This window comes from Ornithinimicrobium carbonis (assembly GCF_977012275.1).
In genome coordinates, this window is record NZ_OZ348993.1 from 2636773 (window position 1) to 2656096 (window position 19324).

Genomic DNA, 19324 nt, shown 5'->3' on the forward strand with positions numbered 1-19324 from the left:
CCGTGTCGGGGTGGGCCCGGGCAGCCCCCGGTCACCCCCGGGTCTGCCCCTCGACCTGGGCGGCGGCCGCCTCGTCGACCCACCAGACCGTCTCCTGGCGACCGTGGACGCAGGACGCGGGCAGGTCGTGGTCGTCGGTGGCGTCCAGGGAGGCCGCGACCGCCTCCGCCTTGTCCGGCCCCGCGACGACGAGCCAGACGGCACGGGCGGCGTTGATCGCCGGCAGCGTCAGGCTGACCCGTGACGGCGGCGGCTTGGGGGAGTCCCGCACGGCGGTCGTGGCCGGCTCGACGAGGTCCAGCTCGTCGCGTCCGGGGAAGAGGGAGGCGACGTGCGCGTCCGGACCCACGCCGAGCAGCACCACGTCGAGCTCGGGCACCGGCGAGGGCGCGTCGGCCCACCGGGCCAGCTCGACCGCGTACCGGGCGACCGCCGACTCCAGCCGGGCAGGATCGGCGCCTCCGGGCACCCGGTGGGTGTGCTTGACGAGCACCGGGACCTGGTCCAGCCCTGCTGCGTCGGCCTGCGTGTCGTTGCGGTCGGGGTCCCCCGCGGGGAGGAACCGCTCGTCGCCCCACCACACGTGCACCTGGCGCCAGGAGGCTCGTTCCAGCGCACCCTCCCGGACCAGGTCCGCCAGGCCGCTGACCACGGCCCCGCCCATCGATCCGCCCGTCAGGGCGACGTGGGCCGTTCCGCGCTCGGCGACCGCGTCCTCCACCCGGCGGGCGAGCTCGCGGGCCACCGCCGTCCCGAGGGCGTCCTTGTCGGCGTGCACGCGCAGGTCTGCCCGGGTCGCCTCGGCGAGCCGCTGCTCCACGTGCTCCTGCAGGTCCTCCGCACCGGTCGGTGCCGGGGGTCGGCGGTCCAGCCGGTCGCTGTCCAGGGAGGTCCGGTCGCCGGTGTCCACCGGAGCCGGCCCCTTCGGAGCGGCGCCGCGGCGCACCGCATCCGTCCGGGACCCCCCGCTGCGCACGAGCGGCAGCCCCTCGCACAGGGCCGCGGCGTAGACCTCGTCGGCGTCCAGCCGACGCAGCTCGTCGGCCAGCGCCTCGGCCGGGCCGGGGGTGTGCAGGGCCACCAGGCGGGGGAGGCTGCCCTCCCTCGACAGGGTGGCGGTGTCCGCACCGTCGTCGGTGCGCACCAGGTCCACGGGCCCGCCGTCGCGGTCGAGCCGCACGCTGACGAGGCCCGTCCCGGCGGCGCTGCGGGCGCGCTGGACCGGGCACCGGAGCGCGTGGGCGAGCCACCCGGCGAGCAGGTCGGCCCCGGGGTGGGCCGCCTCGGCCGTCACCGTGGCCGAGGTGACCGGCTCGAACGGTGCCGACTCCAGGGACGAGGCGAGCAGGGCCCGCCAGCGGGTGATCCGGGTCCAGGCCAGGTCGGTGTCGCCCGCCGCGTAGTGCCGGGCGCGTCGGCGCAGCTCGGTGGGCGGTCGGGCGGCGGCCAGGGCGTCGGTGATGCGGCGGTGTGCCATCCGGCCCAGGTCGTCGCCGGCGACGTCGGCGGGGGCGTCGCCGGGCCACCAGGTCACGACGGGGGAGTCGGGCAGCAGCAGCGGCGTGACCACGGCGTCCTCGTGGCGCGTCAGCTCACCGTAGAGACGCAGGACCACGATCTCGCTGGCCCCGGCGTCACCGCCGACGCGGATCTGGGCGTCCAGCCGCCCACGGCCCCGCGCGTTGCCGCGCACCAGCACGATGATCCTGGCGGGGTGCTGCCGGGTGGCGTCGTTGGCGGTCCGCACCGCCTCGTCGGCCCCGTCCTCCTCGACGCTGACGACGAGGGTGAGGACACGGCCCATGGCCATCGCCCCGACGCCGTCGCGCAGCCGGAGCAGCTCCTTGACGACGTCGCGGGTGGAGGTGCTCGGCAGGTCACGGATCACGGCAGCCTCCAGGTGCGCCCGTCACGGCTCATCAGCTCGTCGGCCGACCCCGGTCCCCAGGTCCCGGCCGGGTAGTCCGGGGGCGGGGACGAGGACCGCGCCCAGTGCTCGATGATGGGGTCCAGGATCTTCCAGGAGAGCTCGACCTCCTCGTGCCGCGGAAAGAGCGGCGGCTCCCCGAGGAGCACGTCCAGGATCAGCCGTTCGTAGGCCTCGGGGCTGGACTCGGTGAACGACGCGCCGTAGCCGAAGTCCATGGTCACGTCCCGCACCTCCATCTGGCTGCCCGGCACCTTGGAACCGAACCGCATCGTCACGCCCTCGTCGGGCTGCACCCGGATGACGACGGCGTTCTGACCGAGCTCCTCGGTCGCGGTGTCGGTGAAGGGCAGGTGGGGCGCCCGCTTGAGCACGACCGCGATCTCGGTCACCCGCTTGCCCAGGCGCTTGCCCGCCCGCAGGTAGAAGGGGACCCCCGCCCACCGGCGCGTGTGCACCCCGAGCTTGAGCGCGGCATACGTCTCGGTCGTGGACCCGGGGTCCACCCCGTCCTCCTCCAGGTAGCCCCCGACCTTCGCGTCACCCTGCCAGCCCTCGGCGTAGCGGCCCCGGGCGGTGGCCTCGTCCAGGTCGTCCGGGAGGCGGACGGAGGCGAGCACCTTCTCCTTCTCCGCGCGCACGGCGTCGGCGGTGAAGGCGATGGGCGGCTCCATCGCCGTGAGCGCCAGCAGCTGCAGCAGGTGGTTCTGGAGGACGTCGCGCGCTGCACCGACCTCGTCGTAGTAGCCGGCCCGGCCGCCGATGCCGATGTCCTCGGCCATGGTGATCTGCACGTGGTCGACGTAGTGGCTGTTCCAGACCGGCTCGAACATCTGGTTGGCGAAGCGCAGCGCCAGCAGGTTCTGCACCGTCTCCTTGCCCAGGTAGTGGTCGATGCGGAAGACCGAGTCGGGGGGGAAGACGCCCTCGACGATGTCGTTGAGGGCCTGGGCGCTCTGCAGGTCGTGGCCGAAGGGCTTCTCGATGACCACCCGCCGCCAGGTGCCCGGGCGGGGGTCCGACAGGCCGCTGGCCTGCAGCCGTTCGCAGACCGGGGCGAACCAGGCCGGGGGGATCGACAGGTAGAAGGCGTGGTTGCCCCCCGTGCCGCGGCGCTGGTCGAGCTCGCGCACCGTCCGGGCGAGCAGGTCGAAGGCGTCGGGGTCGTCGAAGGCGCCCGGCACGAACCGGAACCCCTCGGCCAGGGAGCGCCACACCTCCTCGCGGAACTCCGTGCGGGCGTGCGCCCGCACGGAGTCGTGCACGACCTTGGCGAAGTCCTGGTCGGCCCACTCCCGTCGGGCGAACCCCACGAGGGAGAACCCCGGCGGCAGCAGGCCGCGGTTGGCCAGGTCGTAGATCGCCGGCATGAGCTTGGTGCGGGCCAGGTCGCCGGTGACGCCGAACATGACCATGCTGCAGGGTCCGGCGATGCGGGGCAGCCGCTTGTCGTCGGGGTGACGCAGCGGGTTGTGCTCCGGTGTCACCGGGGCCGGGGCGTCGGGCATCAGCCGGCCAGGATGCGACGCAGCTGCTCCAGCCCCTGCGCCTGGTCGGTCAGGTGCAGCCGGAGCACCGGCCGCCCGTGGTCGGCCAGCACCGCGGCGTCACCGGCGGCCTGGGCGGCGATGAACTCCCCGAAGGTGAAGTCCTGGCCGGCGACGGTGAGGTCCTCCTGCGGCTCACCGGTGACCTGGAGGTAGACGCCCTGGGCGGGGCCTCCCTTGTGGTACTGGCCGGTGGAGTGCAGGAACCGGGGACCCCAGCCGAAGGTGACGGGGCGTCCGGTCCGGTCGACGAGGTCCGCCTGGACCTGCGCGAACCCGGCGTGCTCGAGGCGGTCCAGGTAGACCATCACCGCGAGATAGCCCTCGCTGGGGTCGAGCTGGTCGAGCAGCGCGGAGACGGCGCCCTGGAGGGAGTCGGTCCCGGCGGGCAGCCAGCCGGGCCCGGCGGCCCGGACCTCGACAGCGCCGTCGGTCAGGTCCGGCTCGACCCGTGCCCCGCCACCGTCGGCCATGATCTGGCGGGCGGCGTCCTTGGCGCTCTCCACGTCGGGCTGGTCGAAGGGGTTGATGCCGAGCAGACGGCCGGCCACCGCGGTGGCCACCTCCCACAGGAGCAGCTGGGCCCCCAACGAACCGCCGACGGCGATCCGCGAGCCGGTGCTGACGCCGGCGCCCTCCTCGGGTGCGCTGTCCTCGTCCTCCTCGTCGGCGCCGAGATCGAGCTCGACCTCGTCGGCTGCGACGAGGGCGACCACCGTGCAGTCGGCGGTCTCCCGCAGCCCCTGGGCCGGAGGCCGCCCGGAGGGCGTGACGACCGGGAGGACGCCGGTGCCCTCCTTGCCGGTGGACTCGGCGATCAGCTGCTCGGCCCAGTCGGCGAGCCCGACGATGCCGGACCCGGCCTCCGCGAACAGGAGCTTGTCGCGCAGGGGCTCGGTGCCGCCCATCGCGGCGCCCAGGCGCAGGCCCGGGTTGCCCAGGTCGTCGTCGGCGAGCAGGTCGGCGACCTCCTCGGCCTCGTCGAGCAGCTGCCCGACGTCGACCCCGGCCAGGCCGGAGGGGACCAGGCCGAAGGCGGTGAGGGCGGAGTAGCGCCCCCCCACGTCGGGGTCGGCGTTGACGACCCGGTACCCGTCGGCGCGGGAGCGCTCGTCCAGCGGGCTGCCCGGGTCGGTCACCACCACGATCCGGTCGGTCGGGTCGATCCCCGCGTCGGTGAACGCCTGCACGAAGGCCCGGCGCTGGGAGTCGGTCTCCAGGGTCGAGCCCGACTTGGAGCTGACGACGACCGCCGTGCGCCCCAGGTCGGTGGTGACGGCCGAGCGGACCATGTCCGGGTCCGAGCTGTCCAGCGTCACGAGGGGCACGCCGGCGGTGGCGCAGATGACCTCGGGGGCCAGCGACGAGCCGCCCATGCCGCACAGCACGACCCGGTCCACCCCCTGCTCCCGCAGCTGCTCGCGCAGCGCCTCGACCTCGCCCACCAGGGGACGGGAGGAGCGGGGGAGACCGACCCAGGACAACCGGACCGAGGCCTCCTCCTCCGCCTCCGGCCCCCACAGCGTGGGGTCCTGGTCGAACAGGCGGGAGGCGAAGCGCTCCTCCACCAGGGCGGCCAGGTGACGCTCGACCGCGTCGGCGGCGGCCCCGAGCGCCTCGACGGTCAGTGCGCTCATGCCCGTCCCTTCGCCTTGTCCAGCTCGGAGGCCACGGTCTCCAGCAGCTCCTTCCAGGAGGCCTCGAACTTGTCCACCCCCTCGGTCTCGAGCTGCTCCACCACGTCGGTGTAGTCCACACCCACCCGGGCGAGGTCGTCGAGGACCTTCTGCGCCTCCTCGTAGGTACCGGTGACGGTGTCACCGGTCAGCCGGCCGTGGTCGACCGTGGCCTCCAGCGTCTTGGCGGGCATCGTGTTGACCGTGTGGGGCGCGACCAGCCCGGTGACGTACATGGTGTCGGGGTAGTCGGGGTTCTTCACGCCGGTGGAGGCCCAGAGCGGGCGCTGGACGTTGGCGCCGTCGTCGGCCAGGTTCTGCCAGCGGGGGGTGGAGAAGACCTCCTCGAAGGCCTGGTAGGCCAGGCGGGCGTTGGCCAGACCGGCCTTGCCGCGCAGGGCGAGCGCATCCTCGGTGCCGATCTTGTCCAGCCGCCCGTCGATCTCGCCGTCCACCCGGGAGACGAAGAAGGAGGCGACGGAGTGGATGGGGGCCAGGTCGTGGCCCCGCTCCCGGGCCTGCTCAAGACCGGTGAGATAGGCGCTCATCACGCCCCGGTAGCGGTCGAGGCTGAAGATCAGGGTGACGTTGACGCTGATGCCCTCGGCGAGGGTCTGGCTGATCGCCGGCAGGCCCTCGACGGTCGCCGGGATCTTGATCAGCAGGTTGGGGCGGTCGATCTCGGACCACAGCCGCCGGGCCACCTCCACGGTGCGCGCCGTGTCCTTGGCCAGCCGGGGGTCGACCTCGATGGACACCCGGCCGTCGAGACCACCGGTCTGCTCGTGGACGGGGGCGAGGACGTCGCAGGCGTCGCGCACGTCCTGGGTGGTCAGCGCGAAGACCGCCTCGTCCACCGAGGACCCGGACAGCTCGGCCATCTGGTCGCTGTAGGACTCGCCCTCGGCCAGGGCGCTGGCGAAGATCGTCGGGTTGGTGGTCACGCCCAGCACGCCTCGGTCGACGTAGCCCTGCAGGTCGCCGTCGGCGATCATCGGGCGGTTCAGGTCGTCCAGCCAGACGGACACGCCGGCGTCGGCGAGCTCGTGCAGGATCGTGCGGGACTGGCCCTGGTCGGAGGTGGCGCCCTCCTCGGGGGCCTGGGTGGGCTTGCCGTCGTCGTGGTGGCTCATGGTGTCCTCGCTCACTTCTGGGTCTCGTCGGTGGACCGGGTTCCGCCGTCGCCGGCGTCCCCCAGGGTGCTCTGGTCGTCCCCGGGCTCCTGGGGGTCGGAGGTGCCGGGGGCGGAGGGGGCGTCGCCGCTGGCCGCGGCGAGCGACTCCCGGGCGGCCTCGGCGACCGCGTCTGCGGTGAGGCCGAACTCGCGGTAGAGGGTCTCGAAGTCGGCGGAGGCACCGAAGTGCTCCAGGCTGACGATCCGGCCCGCGTCCCCGACCAGCTCTCGCCAGCCCTGGGCCACGCCCGCCTCGACCGATACCCGGGCGCGCACCGCGGGCGGCAGCACCTCCTCCCGGTAGGTCCGGTCCTGCTCGTCGAACCACTCGCGGCAGGGCATCGAGACCACCCGCGTGGGCACCCCGTCGGCCTGCAGCTGGTCGCGGGCGCCCAGCGCCAGCTGGACCTCGGATCCGGTCCCGATGAGGACCACCCGCGGGTCGCCGCCGTCGGCCTCGGCCAGGACGTAGCCGCCCCGGGCCACGCCGTCGGCGGAGGCGAGCACGGACCGGTCGAACGTCGGGACGTTCTGCCGGGTCAGGGCCATCGCGGAGGGGTGGTCGACGGTCTCCAGGATCGTGCGCCAGGCCACCGCCGTCTCGTTCGCGTCCGCCGGCCGGACCACGTCCAGGCCGGGGATCGCGCGCAGGGCGGCCAGGTGCTCCACCGGCTGGTGGGTGGGGCCGTCCTCGCCGAGCCCGATGCTGTCGTGCGTCCAGACGTAGACGACCGGCAGCTGCTGGAGGGCGGCGAGCCGGACGGCCGGGCGCATGTAGTCCGAGAAGATCAGGAAGGTGCCGCCGTAGGGGCGGGTCAGGCCCTCCAGGGCGATCCCGTTGAGGATCATGCCCATGCCGTGCTCACGGATGCCGAAGTGCAGCGTGCGGCCGTAGCGGTGGCCGGGGAAGGCCTCGGTCGCCTTGGAGTCCGGCACGAAGCTCGGCTCGCCCTCCATCGTCGTGTTGTTCGAGCCCGCGAGGTCGGCGGATCCGCCCCACAGCTCGGGCATGACCGGCGCGAGGGCGGTCAGCACCTGGCCCGACGCCTTGCGGGTCGCGATCCCCTTCTCGTCGGCCTCGAAGGTGGGCAGCGCGTCCTCCAGGCCCTCCGGCAGCTCCTTGGCCTGGAGGCGGTCCAGCAGCCGGGCGCTGTCCGGGGCTGCCTCGCGCCAGGCGTCGTACCGCTCCTGCCACCGGGAGTGCGCCTCCTGGCCACGCTCGACGACCCTGCGGGCGTGCTCGACCACCTCGTCCTCGACCGGGAAGGCGGCCTCCGGGTCGAAGCCGAGCAGCTTCTTGGTGGCCGCGACCTCGTCCTCCCCGAGCGCCGAGCCGTGCGAGGCACCGGTGTCCCGGGCGGTGGGCGCGGGCCAGGCGATGATCGTGCGCAGGATGACCAGGGTCGGGCGGTCGGTGCGCTCGCGGGAGGCCTGCAGGGCGGCGAACAGGGCGTCGACGTCCTCGGTGTAGGGGCCCTCCTCCCCGGCCTGCTCCTCGACGGCGTCTCCGCTGTCGCCGGCGCGTCCGCGCCAGTCGATGGTCTCCACGTGCCAGCCGTAGGCCTCGTAGCGCTTGGCGACGTCCTCGCTGAAGGAGATGTCGGTGTCGTCCTCGATGGAGATGAAGTTCTGGTCGTAGACCAGGGTGAGGTTGGACAGCTCCTGGTGACCCGCGAGGGAGGAGGCCTCCGAGGAGACGCCCTCCATCAGGTCGCCGTCGGAGGCCACGACCCACACGTGGTGGTCGAAGGGGGACTCCCCGGGGGCGGCGTCGGGGTCGAGCATGCCCCGCTGCCGGCGCTGCGCCATCGCCATGCCGACCGCCGAGGCCAGGCCCGAGCCCAGGGGCCCGGTCGTGATCTCCACGCCGGTCGTGTGGTGCACCTCCGGGTGCCCGGGGGTCGCGCTGCCCCAGGTCCGCAGCGCCTTGAGGTCGTCGAGCTCCAGGCCGTAGCCGGAGAGGTAGAGCTGGATGTACTGGGTGAGGCTGGAGTGCCCGGCGGACAGGACGAACCGGTCCCGGCCCAGCCAGTGGGGGTCGGAGGGGTCGTGGACCATGACGTTCTGGTAGAGCAGGTAGGCCAGGGGAGCCAGGCTCATGGCCGTCCCCGGGTGGCCGTGCCCCGCGTGCTGAACGGCGTCGGCCGCCAGGACGCGGACCGTGTCCACCGCCCGGACGTCCGTGTCGCTCCAGCCCACCTCGTCGGCGATCGGCCGGGTCAGGCTCGCGTCGCGGCCGGCGGTGAGGGTCGGCTCGGTCTGGCTCACGTGTTCTCCTCGGGTTCTGGACGGTCGGTGCGGCCGCCGGCCCGGGGCCGGCACGGCATACCCCGACCTTAGCCGCTCACCCCTGGACGCGCGCCCGTTGCCGACTCTTGCCGGGGCGGCCCCGGGAGGCCCACCGGGGGGTCGTGGGTGCCGGGCCGGGCACGGCCCCGGGTACCATCGAAGGACGTCAGCGTCCCGTGGGGACGACGCCTGCCACCCGAAGGACACCGTGACCACGCTCGACCCGCGCCCCGCGCCCGACGGACCCGCCGACGTCACCGTCGGAGCCTCCCGAGGACGCACCTGGCGGGACGTGCTCCGCGACTACGTGGCGCTCACCAAGCCCCGGATCATCGAGCTGCTGCTCGTGACCACCTTCCCGGTGATGTTCCTGGCCCAGCGGGGGGTCCCGCCGGTGTGGCTCATCGTGGCCACCCTGGTCGGCGGCACCCTGGCGGCCGCGTCGGCCAACGTGCTCAACTGCTACCTCGACCGGGACATCGACGCGCAGATGAACCGCACCTCGGCCCGGCCGCTGGTCACCGGCACCGTCAGCCCGCGGGCCGCCCTGGTCTACGGCGCGGTCCTGGGCGTGGCGTCGGTGCTCTGGCTCGGCCTGCTCGTCAACTGGGTCTCCGCGTGGCTCGGCCTGGCCGCGATCGCGCTCTACGTCGTCTTCTACACGATGATCCTCAAGCGGCGGACCAGCCAGAACATCGTCTGGGGAGGTGTCGCCGGGTGCGTGCCGGTCCTCATCGGCTGGTCGGCCGTCACCGGGTCGGTCTCGTGGGAGGCCGTCATCCTCTTCCTCGTCGTCTTCTTCTGGACGCCGCCGCACTACTGGCCCCTGTCGATGCGCTTCCGCGAGGACTACGCGGCGGCCGGGGTGCCGATGCTGCCGGTGGTCGCCGAGGACGTGGCCGTGGGGCGGCGGATCGTGGCCTACGCCTGGGTGACCGTGCTCACCTCGCTGGTGCTGGTCCCGGTCGCCCCCATGGGCTGGATCTACACGGTGGTCGCCGTCGTCTCCGGCGCCCTCTTCGTCGTCGAGTCGCACCGGCTGCTGGGCCGCGCCCGCCGGGGGGTCGCGGGTCCGGCGCTGGGGGCGATGCGGCTGTTCCACTACTCGATCAGCTACCTGACGCTGCTCTTCCTGGGGGTCGCCGTCGACCCGCTGATCCACCTCCCGCTGGCGCTGTGACCCCCGACCTTCCTCCGTGCCCCGGCGACCCGGGTGCCCCCGTCGGAACTCCCCTGGAAGCGTGACCCGATGACCGCCCCGACCTCGACCACCCCCACCACGACCCGGTTCACGTCCGTGCTGGGCCGGCTGCTGCCCGCACGGCCGGACGGGTGGCTGCGTGCCACCGCGTGGGCCTCCCTCCTGGCCAACGCGCTCCTGGTGCTCACCGGAGGGCTCGTGCGCCTCACCGGATCCGGGCTGGGCTGCCCCACCTGGCCCCGCTGCACCGACGACTCCTGGACCTCCACGCGGGAGATGGGGCTGCACGGGGCGATCGAGTTCGGCAACCGGCTGCTGACCTTCCTGCTCGTGGCGATCGCCGTCCTCACCTTCCTGGCCGTGTGGCGCTCGCGGCGGACCCACCCGGGGATGCTGTCCCTGGCCGTGGCGCTCGCCGCCGGGATCGTCGTCCAGGCCGTCGTCGGGGGGATCACCGTGCGGACCGGGCTGAACCCGTGGGTCGTCGGCATCCACTTCATGCTCTCGGCGGTGATGATCGCGGTCGCCGCGGTGCTGGTGGGGCGGGCCCGGCGGGCGTCCCTGCCGCAGGTGGCCCTCGAGCAGCGCGCCGGACAGGTCCACGGGCGGTCGGCCGGCCGGCTGCGCGGCACCGCGGTGGCCGTCGCCGTCCTCGCGTTCGTCGTCGTCTACGTCGGGACGCTGGTCACCGGCACCGGCCCGCACGCCGGGGACTCCGGGCAGGTGGCCCGGCACACCTTCGACGCCTACGTCGTCACGCGCTTCCACAGCGTGCCGGCCTACCTGCTGCTGGCGGTCACCGTCCTGGGCCTGGTCCTGGCCGCCCGGCAGGGCTGGCCCTCCCCGGTGCGGCGGTCGTTCGCGCTCCTCGGTGCCGTGCTGATCGTCCAGGGGCTGATCGGCTACTACCAGTTCTTCACCGGCCTCCCCGTCGCCGCGGTGGCCCTGCACCTGGTCGGTGCGGCGGTGCTCGTCGCGGTCGTCGGCACGGTGCTCGACCGGGCGTATGCGGTCTCGGCCCCCGCGGGCGACGGGGTCGGCGACGACGCCCGGACCGGGGCGACCACGGCCGTCTGAGGGCAGACCGCGACCGTCTCGTCCGGACGGCGGGTGGGGGTCGACCGTCCTCGACCTCGTGCGGGCCGTCCGTCTGCGGCCTCGTGGGTGCCGTCCCTCTGTGGCCCGTGGGTGCCGTCCGTCTGCGGCCCGTTCGACTGCCGCTGCGGCGTGTCGCGTGCTGCAGGAACGGGGTCAGAGCGCGCGACACGCCGCAACGCTGACGGCACGGTGCGCGACACGCCGGGGGCGCTCGGACCGGGCTCGGTCCGTCCGCTCGGACCGGGCTCAGTCGGACCAGCGCAGGGCGCGGCGGGCCACGAGGCCGGCGACCAGCGCCCAGGCGAGCAGCACCAGGGCGGGGACGACGGCCAGCCGGCCCTCGACGAGGGCCGCCCGCAGCCCGTCGCCCAGGGCCGCGGACGGCAGCCACCCGACGACCGCGGCGACGGCCGGCGGCAGCATCGAGCTGACCGGCAGGAGGACCCCACCACCGGCGGCCAGGAGCACCCAGACCAGGTTGGCCAGGGCCAGCACGGCCTCGGCCCGCAGCGTCCCGCCCAGGCAGGCGGCCAGCAGCGCGAAGGCCGCGGCGCCCAGGACGACGACCACGGCGGCGGGCAGCAGACCGCCCGGGCCGGGTCGCCACCCCAGCAGCGCGGCCACCCCGCCGAGGACGATGAGCTGGACGGCGATGACGACGAGCACGGACAGGGCCTTGGCGAGGAGCAGCCCGCCGCGGCCCAGCGGGGTGGTGCCCAGCAGGCGCAGGACCCCCCACCGGCGTTCGAACGCGAGCAGGATCGCCTGACCGGTGAAGGCGGTGGACATCACCGCCAGCGCCAGCACCCCCGGCGTCAGCACGTCGATGCGCTCCCGGCCGGCCCAGGGTCCGGTGGCCAGGTCTGGATAGGGCACCAGTGCCAGGGCCACGAGCGCCATCAGCGGCAGGACGAGGGAGACGACGAGCTGCTCCCCGTGGCTGAGCAGGCCGCGCGTCTCGAACCCGGCCTGCGCCAGCACCCGGCGGGCCGGGGAGGCCGGCGGCGAGGCGGCCGACGCCGGGGAGGCGGGCGGAGGGGCCGACCCGGTGGGTGCGGTCCCGGTCACCGGACCGCCTCGCTGTCGGCGAGCCGGAAGTAGGCGGCCTCCAGCCCCTCCGGACCGGCGACCTCCGCCAGCGTGCCGTCGGCGACCACCCTCCCGGCGACCACGATGACGACGCGGTCGGCGAGGCGCTCGGCCTCGTCGAAGGAGTGGGTGGTCACGACCGTGGCGCAGCCGTCGGCGGCGGTCTCGGTGATGATGGCGTGCACCTCGCGGCGGGCGTGCGGGTCCAGGCCCGCGGTCGGCTCGTCGAGGAAGGCGACCTCGGGCCGGCCGACGAGCGCCGCCGCGAGCGCGACGCGCTGACGCTGCCCGCCGGAGAGCCGACGGACCGTCGTGCGCGAGAAGGAGTCGATGCCCAGCCGGCGGACAAGCCCGGGAACGTCCGCGGGCCGCTCCCAGAACCGGGCGAGGTGCTCCAGCAGGGCCACCGGACGGACCGACTGCGGAAGGCCCCCGTCCTGGAGCATCACCCCGACGCGCGCCCGGTGGGCGGCGGCCGCGCCCCAGGGGTCCTGGCCCAGGACGCGCACCGTCCCGCCGTCGGGCCGCTGCAGGCCCACGGCGATCTCGACCCCGGTCGTCTTGCCGGCGCCGTTGGGTCCGAGCACGCAGGTCACCTCACCGGCGCGGGCCGACCAGGTCAGTCCGCGCAGCGCCTCGACCGCCCCGAACCGACGGACGACCGCGTCCATCTGCACGGTGGGAGGGGGAGCGCTCACGGACGGCAACTCTAGTTGGTCGTGGCCGGACGCCCTGCTTGGACCTGGAGCAGAAATAGGACACAATGGCATGGTGAATTTGGTCGAGGTGCAGGCGGAGTCCCGGACCCGGGACCGCGTGCGCCGCGCCGTGGGGGAGCAGGGGCCGGTCTCGGCGAGCGCCCTGGCCAAGGGGCTCGGACTGACCGCCGCCGCCGTCCGGCGCCACCTCGACGCCCTGGAGCACGACGGCGTCATCGTCGAGCACGTGCCCTCCGGCGGCGCGCCGCGCGGACGGGGTCGTCCCGCCCGGGCCTACGTGCTTACCGCGCAGGGCCAGGAGCAGTTCACCACCGCCTACGACGGCGTGGCCACCGCCGCCCTGCACTACCTCGCCGACACGGTGGGGGAGAGCGCCGTCGAGAGCTTCGCCGACCAGCAGGTCGTCGAGCTCGAGGGTCGCCTGCGCACCGCGATGGCGCGTCACCTGCAGGCTGCGGACGCCGACCCGGAGGACCTGGACGCGCGGGCCTCCGCCCTGGCCGCAGCCCTCTCCGAGGAGGGGTATGCTGCCTCGGCCCGCCCGGTCGGACCCGGTGCCGGGCCGGCCGGCATCCAGCTGTGCCAGGGCCACTGCCCCGTGCGGTCGGTGGCCTCGGAGTTCCCGCACTTCTGCGAGGCCGAGACCGGGGCGATCTCCCGCATCCTCGGGGTGCACGTGCAGCGGCTGGCCACCCTGGCCGGCGGGGAGCACGTGTGCACCACGTTCGTGCCGACGGGCGCCGTCGGCACCCGGGGTCCCACCCCGCAGGAGCGCGCGCGGGCCCGGCCCTACGTCATACCCCGCGCCGGCGCAGCACCCACGGCCGCCACCAGCACGACACCGAGCACCACGACCCACGACCACCACGCCGACGAGAGGTCTGAGCGATGAGCACCAACATCGAGGAGCTGAACCCGGGTCTGAAGGACCTGGGCACCTACGAGTACGGCTGGGCCGACAGCGACGTGGCGGGAGCCACCGCACGGCGCGGCCTGTCCGAAGAGGTCGTCCGCGGCATCTCCGGCATGAAGGACGAGCCGGCCTGGATGCTGGAGCAGCGGCTGAAGGCGCTGCGGCTCTTCGGCAAGAAGCCGATGCCGCACTGGGGCGCCGACCTGTCGGACATCGACTTCGACAACATCAAGTACTTCGTCCGCTCCACCGAGAAGCAGGCCACCAGCTGGGAGGACCTGCCCGAGGACATCAAGAACACCTACGACCGCCTGGGCATCCCCGAGGCCGAGAAGCAGCGGCTCGTCGCCGGCGTCGCCGCGCAGTACGAGTCCGAGGTCGTCTACCACCAGATCCGCGAGGACCTGGAGGAGAAGGGCGTCCTGTTCCTGGACACCGACACCGCGCTGCGCGAGCACGAGGAGCTCTTCCGTGAGTACTTCGGCTCGGTCATCCCGGTGGGCGACAACAAGTTCGCCTCGCTGAACTCCGCGGTCTGGTCCGGCGGCTCGTTCATCTACGTCCCCAAGGGCGTGGAGGTGGACATCCCGCTGCAGGCCTACTTCCGGATCAACACCGAGAACATGGGCCAGTTCGAGCGGACGCTGATCATCGCCGACGAGGGTTCCTCGGTGCACTACGTCGAGGGCTGCACCGCGCCGATCTACAAGACCGACAGCCTGCACAGCGCGGTCGTGGAGATCATCGTCAAGAAGAACGCCCGCGTGCGCTACACGACCATCCAGAACTGGTCGAACAACGTCTACAACCTGGTCACCAAGCGCGCGACCTGCGACGAGGGCGCGACGATGGAGTGGATCGACGGCAACATCGGCTCCAAGGTCACCATGAAGTACCCGGCCGTCTACCTCCTCGGCGAGCACTCCAGGGGCGAGACGCTGTCCGTCGCCTTCGCCGGAGAGGGCCAGCACCAGGACGCCGGCTCCAAGATGGTGCACGCCGCGCCGCACACCTCCTCGACCATCGTCAGCAAGTCGGTGGCCCGTGGCGGTGGCCGGTCCTCCTACCGGGGCCTGGTCCAGATCAACGAGGGGGCCCACCACAGCCGTTCCTCGGTGGTCTGCGACGCCCTGCTGGTCGACCAGATCTCCCGGTCCGACACCTACCCCTACGTCGACGTCCGCGAGGACGACGTGCAGATGGGGCACGAGGCGACCGTCTCCAAGGTGTCCGAGGACCAGATGTTCTACCTCATGTCCCGAGGCATGTCCGAGACCGAGGCCATGGCCATGATCGTGCGCGGGTTCGTCGAGCCGATCGCCCGCGAGCTGCCCATGGAGTACGCCCTCGAGCTCAACCGCCTCATCGAGCTGCAGATGGAAGGAGCCGTCGGCTGATGTCGCTGCTCATCGACGAGAAGACCCACGTGGACCCCGCCGCCCAGCTGGGCGGGGACCACCGCATCCCCGACCAGTCGCGGGCGGCCCGCACCCGGTCCTTCGACGTGGACGCCTTCGGGCTGCCCACGGGCCGTGAGGAGGAGTGGCGCTTCACCCCGGTCGACCGGCTGGGCAACGTGCTCTCCGACACGGCGACGGACGAGGGTGACGGACCCGCGGCTGAGTTCACGGTCGAGGCGCCCGAGTCGTTCGTGGCCGGCACCCTGGCCCCCGGCCAGGCGCCCCGCGGCACCGTCCTCGTGCCGGAGGACCGCGGCGCTGCCGTCGCCAGCGCCAACACCCCCGAGGCGCTGCACCTGCGCATCCCGGCCGACGTGGAGCACCCCGACCCGGTCCGGGTCCGGGTGCACGGCCGCGGCGCCGGGCGGCGCAGCAACGCGCACTACGTCATCGAGGCCGAGCGGCACAGCAAGGCCCTGGTGATCCTCGACCACAGCGGCAGCTGCGACCACACCGGCAACGTCGAGGTCGTCCTCGGCGACGGTGCCGACCTGACCGTCGTCAGCCTGCAGCGCTGGGACGACGAGGCCCTCCACCTGGGACAGCACGAGGCCCTCGTCGGGCGGGACGCGACCTACAAGCACATCGTCGTCACCCTCGGCGGCAGCATCGTGCGGGTCAACTCCAACGTGCGCTACGCCGGCCCCGGCGGCGACGCCACCCTGCTGGGCGTCTACTTCGCCGACGCGGGCCAGCACCTGGAGCACCGCTCGTTCGTGGACCACAACGCCCCCCGGTGCACCTCGCTGGTCACCTACAAGGGCGCGCTGCAGGGCGAGAGCGCCCGCACCGTGTGGGTCGGCGACGTGCTGATCCGCAAGGAGGCCGAGGGCATCGAGACCTACGAGCTCAACCGCAACCTGGTCCTCACCGACGGCGCCCGCGCCGACTCCGTGCCCAACCTGGAGATCGAGACCGGTGAGATCGCCGGAGCCGGCCACGCCAGCTCCACCGGTCGCTTCGACGACGAGCAGCTCTTCTACCTGATGTCCCGCGGCATCACCGAGGACGAGGCCCGTCGCCTGGTCGTGCGCGGCTTCTTCGCCGACATCGTGGCCAAGATCGGCGTGCCCGAGGTCGTCGAGACCGTCATGGCCTCCATCGACGAGGAGCTGGCCCTCACCACCGGGGCGGCCACGGCATGAGCCAGCCCGCCGTCGTCGGTCCGGAGCCGGTGCACGTCTGCGCCCTGGGCGACCTGCCCGAGGTCGGGGCGGTCGTCGCCGACCTCGGCGGGCGCCGCGTGTCCATCGCCCGCGACTCCGCCGGCCACGTGCACGCCTTCGACGACACCTGCACCCACGCCAACGTCTCGTTGGCCGAGGGCGAGGTCGAGGGCGAGCTCATCGAGTGCTGGCTGCACGGGTCGCAGTTCGACATGACCACCGGAGAGCCCAGGAGCCTGCCCGCCACCCAGCCGATCGCGGTGCACACCGTGACGCTGGAGGGCGACCAGGTCTGGGTCACCCTCGCCGACTGACCTCCTCCCGCACCCACCCCATACCCCTCTTCGTTCCCCAAGGAGCACCATGACCACCCTGGAGATCCGCGACCTGCACGTCAGCGTCGCCGACGACGACGCCACCGAGATCCTGCGCGGCGTCGACCTGACCATCAGCTCCGGCGAGACCCACGCGATCATGGGTCCCAACGGCTCGGGCAAGTCCACCCTGGCCTACGCCGTCGCCGGCCACCCCAAGTACACCGTCACCAGCGGCCAGGTGCTGCTCGACGGCGAGGACGTCCTGGCGATGGGCGTCGACGAGCGCGCCCAGGCCGGGCTGTTCCTGGCCATGCAGTACCCCGTCGAGGTGCCGGGCGTCACCGTGTCCAACTTCCTGCGCACCGCCAAGACCGCGATCGACGGCGAGGCCCCCAAGCTGCGCCACTGGGTCAAGGACATGAAGGGCGCCATGGAGCTGCTCCGGATGGACCCCGCCTTCGCCGAGCGCAACGTCAACGAGGGCTTCTCCGGCGGTGAGAAGAAGCGCCACGAGATCCTCCAGATGGAGCTGCTGCGGCCTCGGATCGCGATCCTCGACGAGACGGACTCCGGTCTGGACGTCGACGCGCTCAAGGTCGTCTCCGAGGGCGTCAACCGCGTCAAGGAGTCCACCGGCCTGGGCGTCATGCTCATCACCCACTACACCCGCATCCTGCGCTACATCGAGCCGGACTACGTGCACGTGTTCGTCAACGGCCGCGTGGCCGAGTCCGGGGGCCGCGACCTCGCGGACCGCCTGGAGGAGGAGGGCTACGACCGCTTCCTCACCGCGGGCGTCTGAGGACCCTCGGACCCCACCCCCGCCGAGGAGGTATGACGATGGGCCGGCCCACCACGCACCCGGGCACCGCGGAGCCCGCCTCCGCGACCCCCCGGCCGTTCAGCAGCACCGAGCTGACGCGCATGCGCGCGCAGTTCCCGCTGCTGGGCCGCACGGTGCGCGGGGGCCGGCCCCTCGTCTACCTCGACAGCGGGGCGACGTCGCAGAAGCCGCGGGTGGTGCTGGACGCCGAGCGCGAGTTCTACGAGCAGCACAACGCCGCCGTGCACCGCGGTGCCCACCAGCTGGCTGAGGAGGCCACCGAGGCCTTCGAGGGCGCCCGGGAGACGGTGGCCCGCTTCCTCGGTGCCGTCGCCGGTGAGATCGTCTTCACCAAGAACGGCACCGAGGGCCTGAACCTGCTGGCCTACGCCTTCTCCAACGCGGCCGCGCCCGGCGCGATGGACGGCGTCGACGAGGCCTGGGCCGACCGGTTGCGCCTGGGCCCCGGCGACGAGGTCGTGGTCACCGAGATGGAGCACCACGCCAACCTCGTGCCCTGGCAGGAGCTGTGCCGGCGCACCGGCGCGACCCTGCGCTGGATCGGGGTCACCGACGACGGTCACCTGGGCGACCCGGACGAGGTCGTGGGGGAGCGGACCAGGGTGGTGGCGCTGACCCACGTGTCCAACGTGCTCGGGACGCTCAACGACCTCGGCCCGGACTCGCCGGTCGTCGCCGCCGCCCGGCGGGTCGGCGCGCTCGTCGTCGTGGACGCCTGCCAGAGCGCGCCCCACCTGGACATCACCTCGCTGACCGCCCCCGGGTCGGGGATCGACGCCCTGGTGTTCACCGGCCACAAGACCCTGGGGCCCTCCGGCGTCGGGGTCCTGTGGGCCCGCCGCGCGCTGCTGGAGGCGATGCCGCCCTTCCTCACCGGCGGATCGATGATCGAGGTCGTGCGGATGGAGGGCTCGACCTGGGCCCCGCCGCCGGCCAAGTTCGAGGCCGGCGTGCCGATGGCCGCCCAGGCCGTCGGCCTGGCCGCCGCGCTGGAGCACCTCTCCGGCTGGGGCCTGGACCGCGTGCGCGCCCACGACACGATGCTCATGGAGCGGGCGCTGGCCGCGCTGGCCGAGCGCCCGTGGGTGCGCGTCCTCGGCCCGGGCGACCCGGGCCAGCGGGTGGGCTGCGTGTCCTTCGTCGTCGACGAGGTCCACCCCCACGACGTGGGTCAGGTCCTGGACGACGCCGGGGTGGCCGTGCGCACCGGGCACCACTGCGCCTGGCCCCTGCACCGCCGCCTGCGGGTGCCCGCCTCCACCCGGGCCAGCTTCGCGCTGTACACCACGCCGCAGGAGATCGAGGCCTGGACGGACGCCCTGGACCGGGTGCCCACGATCTTCCGGACGGGAGCGGCCTGATGGACCTGTACGGCGAGCTGATCCTCGACCACGCCAAGCGGCCCCAGCACGCCGGGCTGCGCGAGCCCTACGACGTCGAGGTCAACCACGTCAACCCCACCTGCGGCGACGAGATCAGCCTGCGGGTGCACGTGGTCGGCGAGGGGCGCGACGCGGTGCTGCAGGACGTCTCCTACGACGCCCTCGGCTGCTCCATCTCCGTGGCCTCGGCCTCGGTGCTGGCCGAGGAGTCCATCGGCCGGCCGGTCGTGGAGACCCTGGCGACCTACCGCCACCTGCACGACATGCTGACCAGCCGGGGCACCGACCCGGGCGACCCCGAGCAGATCGGCGACGCCGTCGCCTTCGCCGGGGTCGCGCGCTACCCCGCCCGCGTCAAGTGCGCGCTGCTGTCGTGGACCGCCTACCTGGACGCCCTCGCCCGGGCGGGGGCCGACATCTCGGCCGCCAGCACCGACGCGGGCCCCGGGCCCGGGTCGGACCGGACGGCCACCGGCGCCGGCCGGGACAGCACGCCCAGATCCTGAGAGACTGGCCCACGAG

The 19324-nt window shown here is 73.5% G+C and carries 16 protein-coding genes; 9 read left to right on the forward strand and 7 right to left on the reverse strand.

The genetic code is table 11. The features are described from left to right. Positions 1 to 31: 31 nt before the first annotated feature. Genes pgl through tkt form a run of 5 tightly spaced genes read right to left on the reverse strand, consistent with a single transcriptional unit; the run spans position 32 to position 8592 of the window. Positions 32 to 1888, reverse strand: a complete 1857-nt coding sequence (gene pgl / locus ACWHYA_RS12085) for a 6-phosphogluconolactonase (protein WP_425943551.1) — start codon at positions 1886 to 1888, stop codon at positions 32 to 34. Beyond that, complete coding sequence (gene zwf / locus ACWHYA_RS12090; protein WP_425943549.1) at positions 1885 to 3435, reverse strand: glucose-6-phosphate dehydrogenase; 1551 nt, start codon at positions 3433 to 3435, stop codon at positions 1885 to 1887. Before zwf ends, pgl begins: the two co-directional genes overlap by 4 nt. Beyond that, positions 3435 to 5111: a glucose-6-phosphate isomerase gene (locus ACWHYA_RS12095; protein WP_425943547.1), complete on the reverse strand. Its 1677-nt coding sequence runs from the start codon at positions 5109 to 5111 to the stop codon at positions 3435 to 3437. The genes zwf and ACWHYA_RS12095 overlap by 1 nt, the downstream gene beginning before the upstream one ends. Further along, positions 5108 to 6298, reverse strand: coding sequence for a transaldolase (gene tal, locus ACWHYA_RS12100; protein WP_425943545.1), 1191 nt, complete (start codon positions 6296 to 6298; stop codon positions 5108 to 5110). The genes ACWHYA_RS12095 and tal overlap by 4 nt, the downstream gene beginning before the upstream one ends. Further along, entirely contained in the window at positions 6295 to 8592 is a 2298-nt protein-coding gene (gene tkt, locus ACWHYA_RS12105) for a transketolase (protein WP_425943544.1), read from the reverse strand. Before tkt ends, tal begins: the two co-directional genes overlap by 4 nt. Positions 8593 to 8821: 229 nt before the next feature. Between tkt and ACWHYA_RS12110 the strand changes: the two genes are divergently transcribed. Both ACWHYA_RS12110 and ACWHYA_RS12115 read left to right on the forward strand, forming a co-directional pair. After that, the gene (locus ACWHYA_RS12110; protein ID WP_425943542.1) at positions 8822 to 9793 is read left to right on the forward strand and encodes a heme o synthase; all 972 of its coding nucleotides are present in this window, start codon (positions 8822 to 8824) and stop codon (positions 9791 to 9793) included. Positions 9794 to 9862: 69 nt separating this feature from the next. Next, the gene (locus ACWHYA_RS12115) at positions 9863 to 10891 is read left to right on the forward strand and encodes a COX15/CtaA family protein (protein WP_425943540.1); all 1029 of its coding nucleotides are present in this window, start codon (positions 9863 to 9865) and stop codon (positions 10889 to 10891) included. 267 nt (positions 10892 to 11158) lie between these two features. Here ACWHYA_RS12115 and ACWHYA_RS12120 read toward each other — a convergent pair whose 3' ends face one another. Continuing rightward, complete coding sequence (locus tag ACWHYA_RS12120; RefSeq protein ID WP_425943538.1) at positions 11159 to 11980, reverse strand: ABC transporter permease; 822 nt, start codon at positions 11978 to 11980, stop codon at positions 11159 to 11161. Continuing rightward, complete coding sequence (locus ACWHYA_RS12125; RefSeq protein ID WP_425943728.1) at positions 11977 to 12672, reverse strand: ABC transporter ATP-binding protein; 696 nt, start codon at positions 12670 to 12672, stop codon at positions 11977 to 11979. Before ACWHYA_RS12125 ends, ACWHYA_RS12120 begins: the two co-directional genes overlap by 4 nt. Before the next feature lie 100 nt (positions 12673 to 12772). On the opposite strand from ACWHYA_RS12125, the gene ACWHYA_RS12130 reads away from it, so the two are divergent. Genes ACWHYA_RS12130 through sufU form a run of 7 tightly spaced genes read left to right on the forward strand, consistent with a single transcriptional unit; the run spans position 12773 to position 19308 of the window. Next, positions 12773 to 13612: a helix-turn-helix transcriptional regulator gene (locus ACWHYA_RS12130; RefSeq protein ID WP_431472947.1), complete on the forward strand. Its 840-nt coding sequence runs from the start codon at positions 12773 to 12775 to the stop codon at positions 13610 to 13612. Further along, positions 13609 to 15030, forward strand: coding sequence for a Fe-S cluster assembly protein SufB (gene sufB, locus ACWHYA_RS12135; RefSeq protein WP_425943534.1), 1422 nt, complete (start codon positions 13609 to 13611; stop codon positions 15028 to 15030). The genes ACWHYA_RS12130 and sufB overlap by 4 nt, the downstream gene beginning before the upstream one ends. After that, positions 15030 to 16238 carry a Fe-S cluster assembly protein SufD gene (gene sufD, locus ACWHYA_RS12140; RefSeq protein WP_425943532.1) on the forward strand — a complete coding sequence of 403 codons (1209 nt, stop codon included), beginning with the start codon at positions 15030 to 15032 and terminating at the stop codon, positions 16236 to 16238. Before sufB ends, sufD begins: the two co-directional genes overlap by 1 nt. Beyond that, the gene (locus ACWHYA_RS12145) at positions 16235 to 16573 is read left to right on the forward strand and encodes a non-heme iron oxygenase ferredoxin subunit (protein ID WP_425943530.1); all 339 of its coding nucleotides are present in this window, start codon (positions 16235 to 16237) and stop codon (positions 16571 to 16573) included. Before sufD ends, ACWHYA_RS12145 begins: the two co-directional genes overlap by 4 nt. A 49-nt stretch (positions 16574 to 16622) precedes the next feature. Then, the gene (sufC, locus tag ACWHYA_RS12150; RefSeq protein WP_425943528.1) at positions 16623 to 17378 is read left to right on the forward strand and encodes a Fe-S cluster assembly ATPase SufC; all 756 of its coding nucleotides are present in this window, start codon (positions 16623 to 16625) and stop codon (positions 17376 to 17378) included. A 38-nt stretch (positions 17379 to 17416) separates the two neighbouring features. Further along, positions 17417 to 18781: an aminotransferase class V-fold PLP-dependent enzyme gene (locus ACWHYA_RS12155; RefSeq protein WP_425943526.1), complete on the forward strand. Its 1365-nt coding sequence runs from the start codon at positions 17417 to 17419 to the stop codon at positions 18779 to 18781. Then, the gene (gene sufU, locus ACWHYA_RS12160) at positions 18781 to 19308 is read left to right on the forward strand and encodes a Fe-S cluster assembly sulfur transfer protein SufU (protein WP_425943524.1); all 528 of its coding nucleotides are present in this window, start codon (positions 18781 to 18783) and stop codon (positions 19306 to 19308) included. Before ACWHYA_RS12155 ends, sufU begins: the two co-directional genes overlap by 1 nt. The last annotated feature ends 16 nt before the right edge of the window (positions 19309 to 19324 follow it).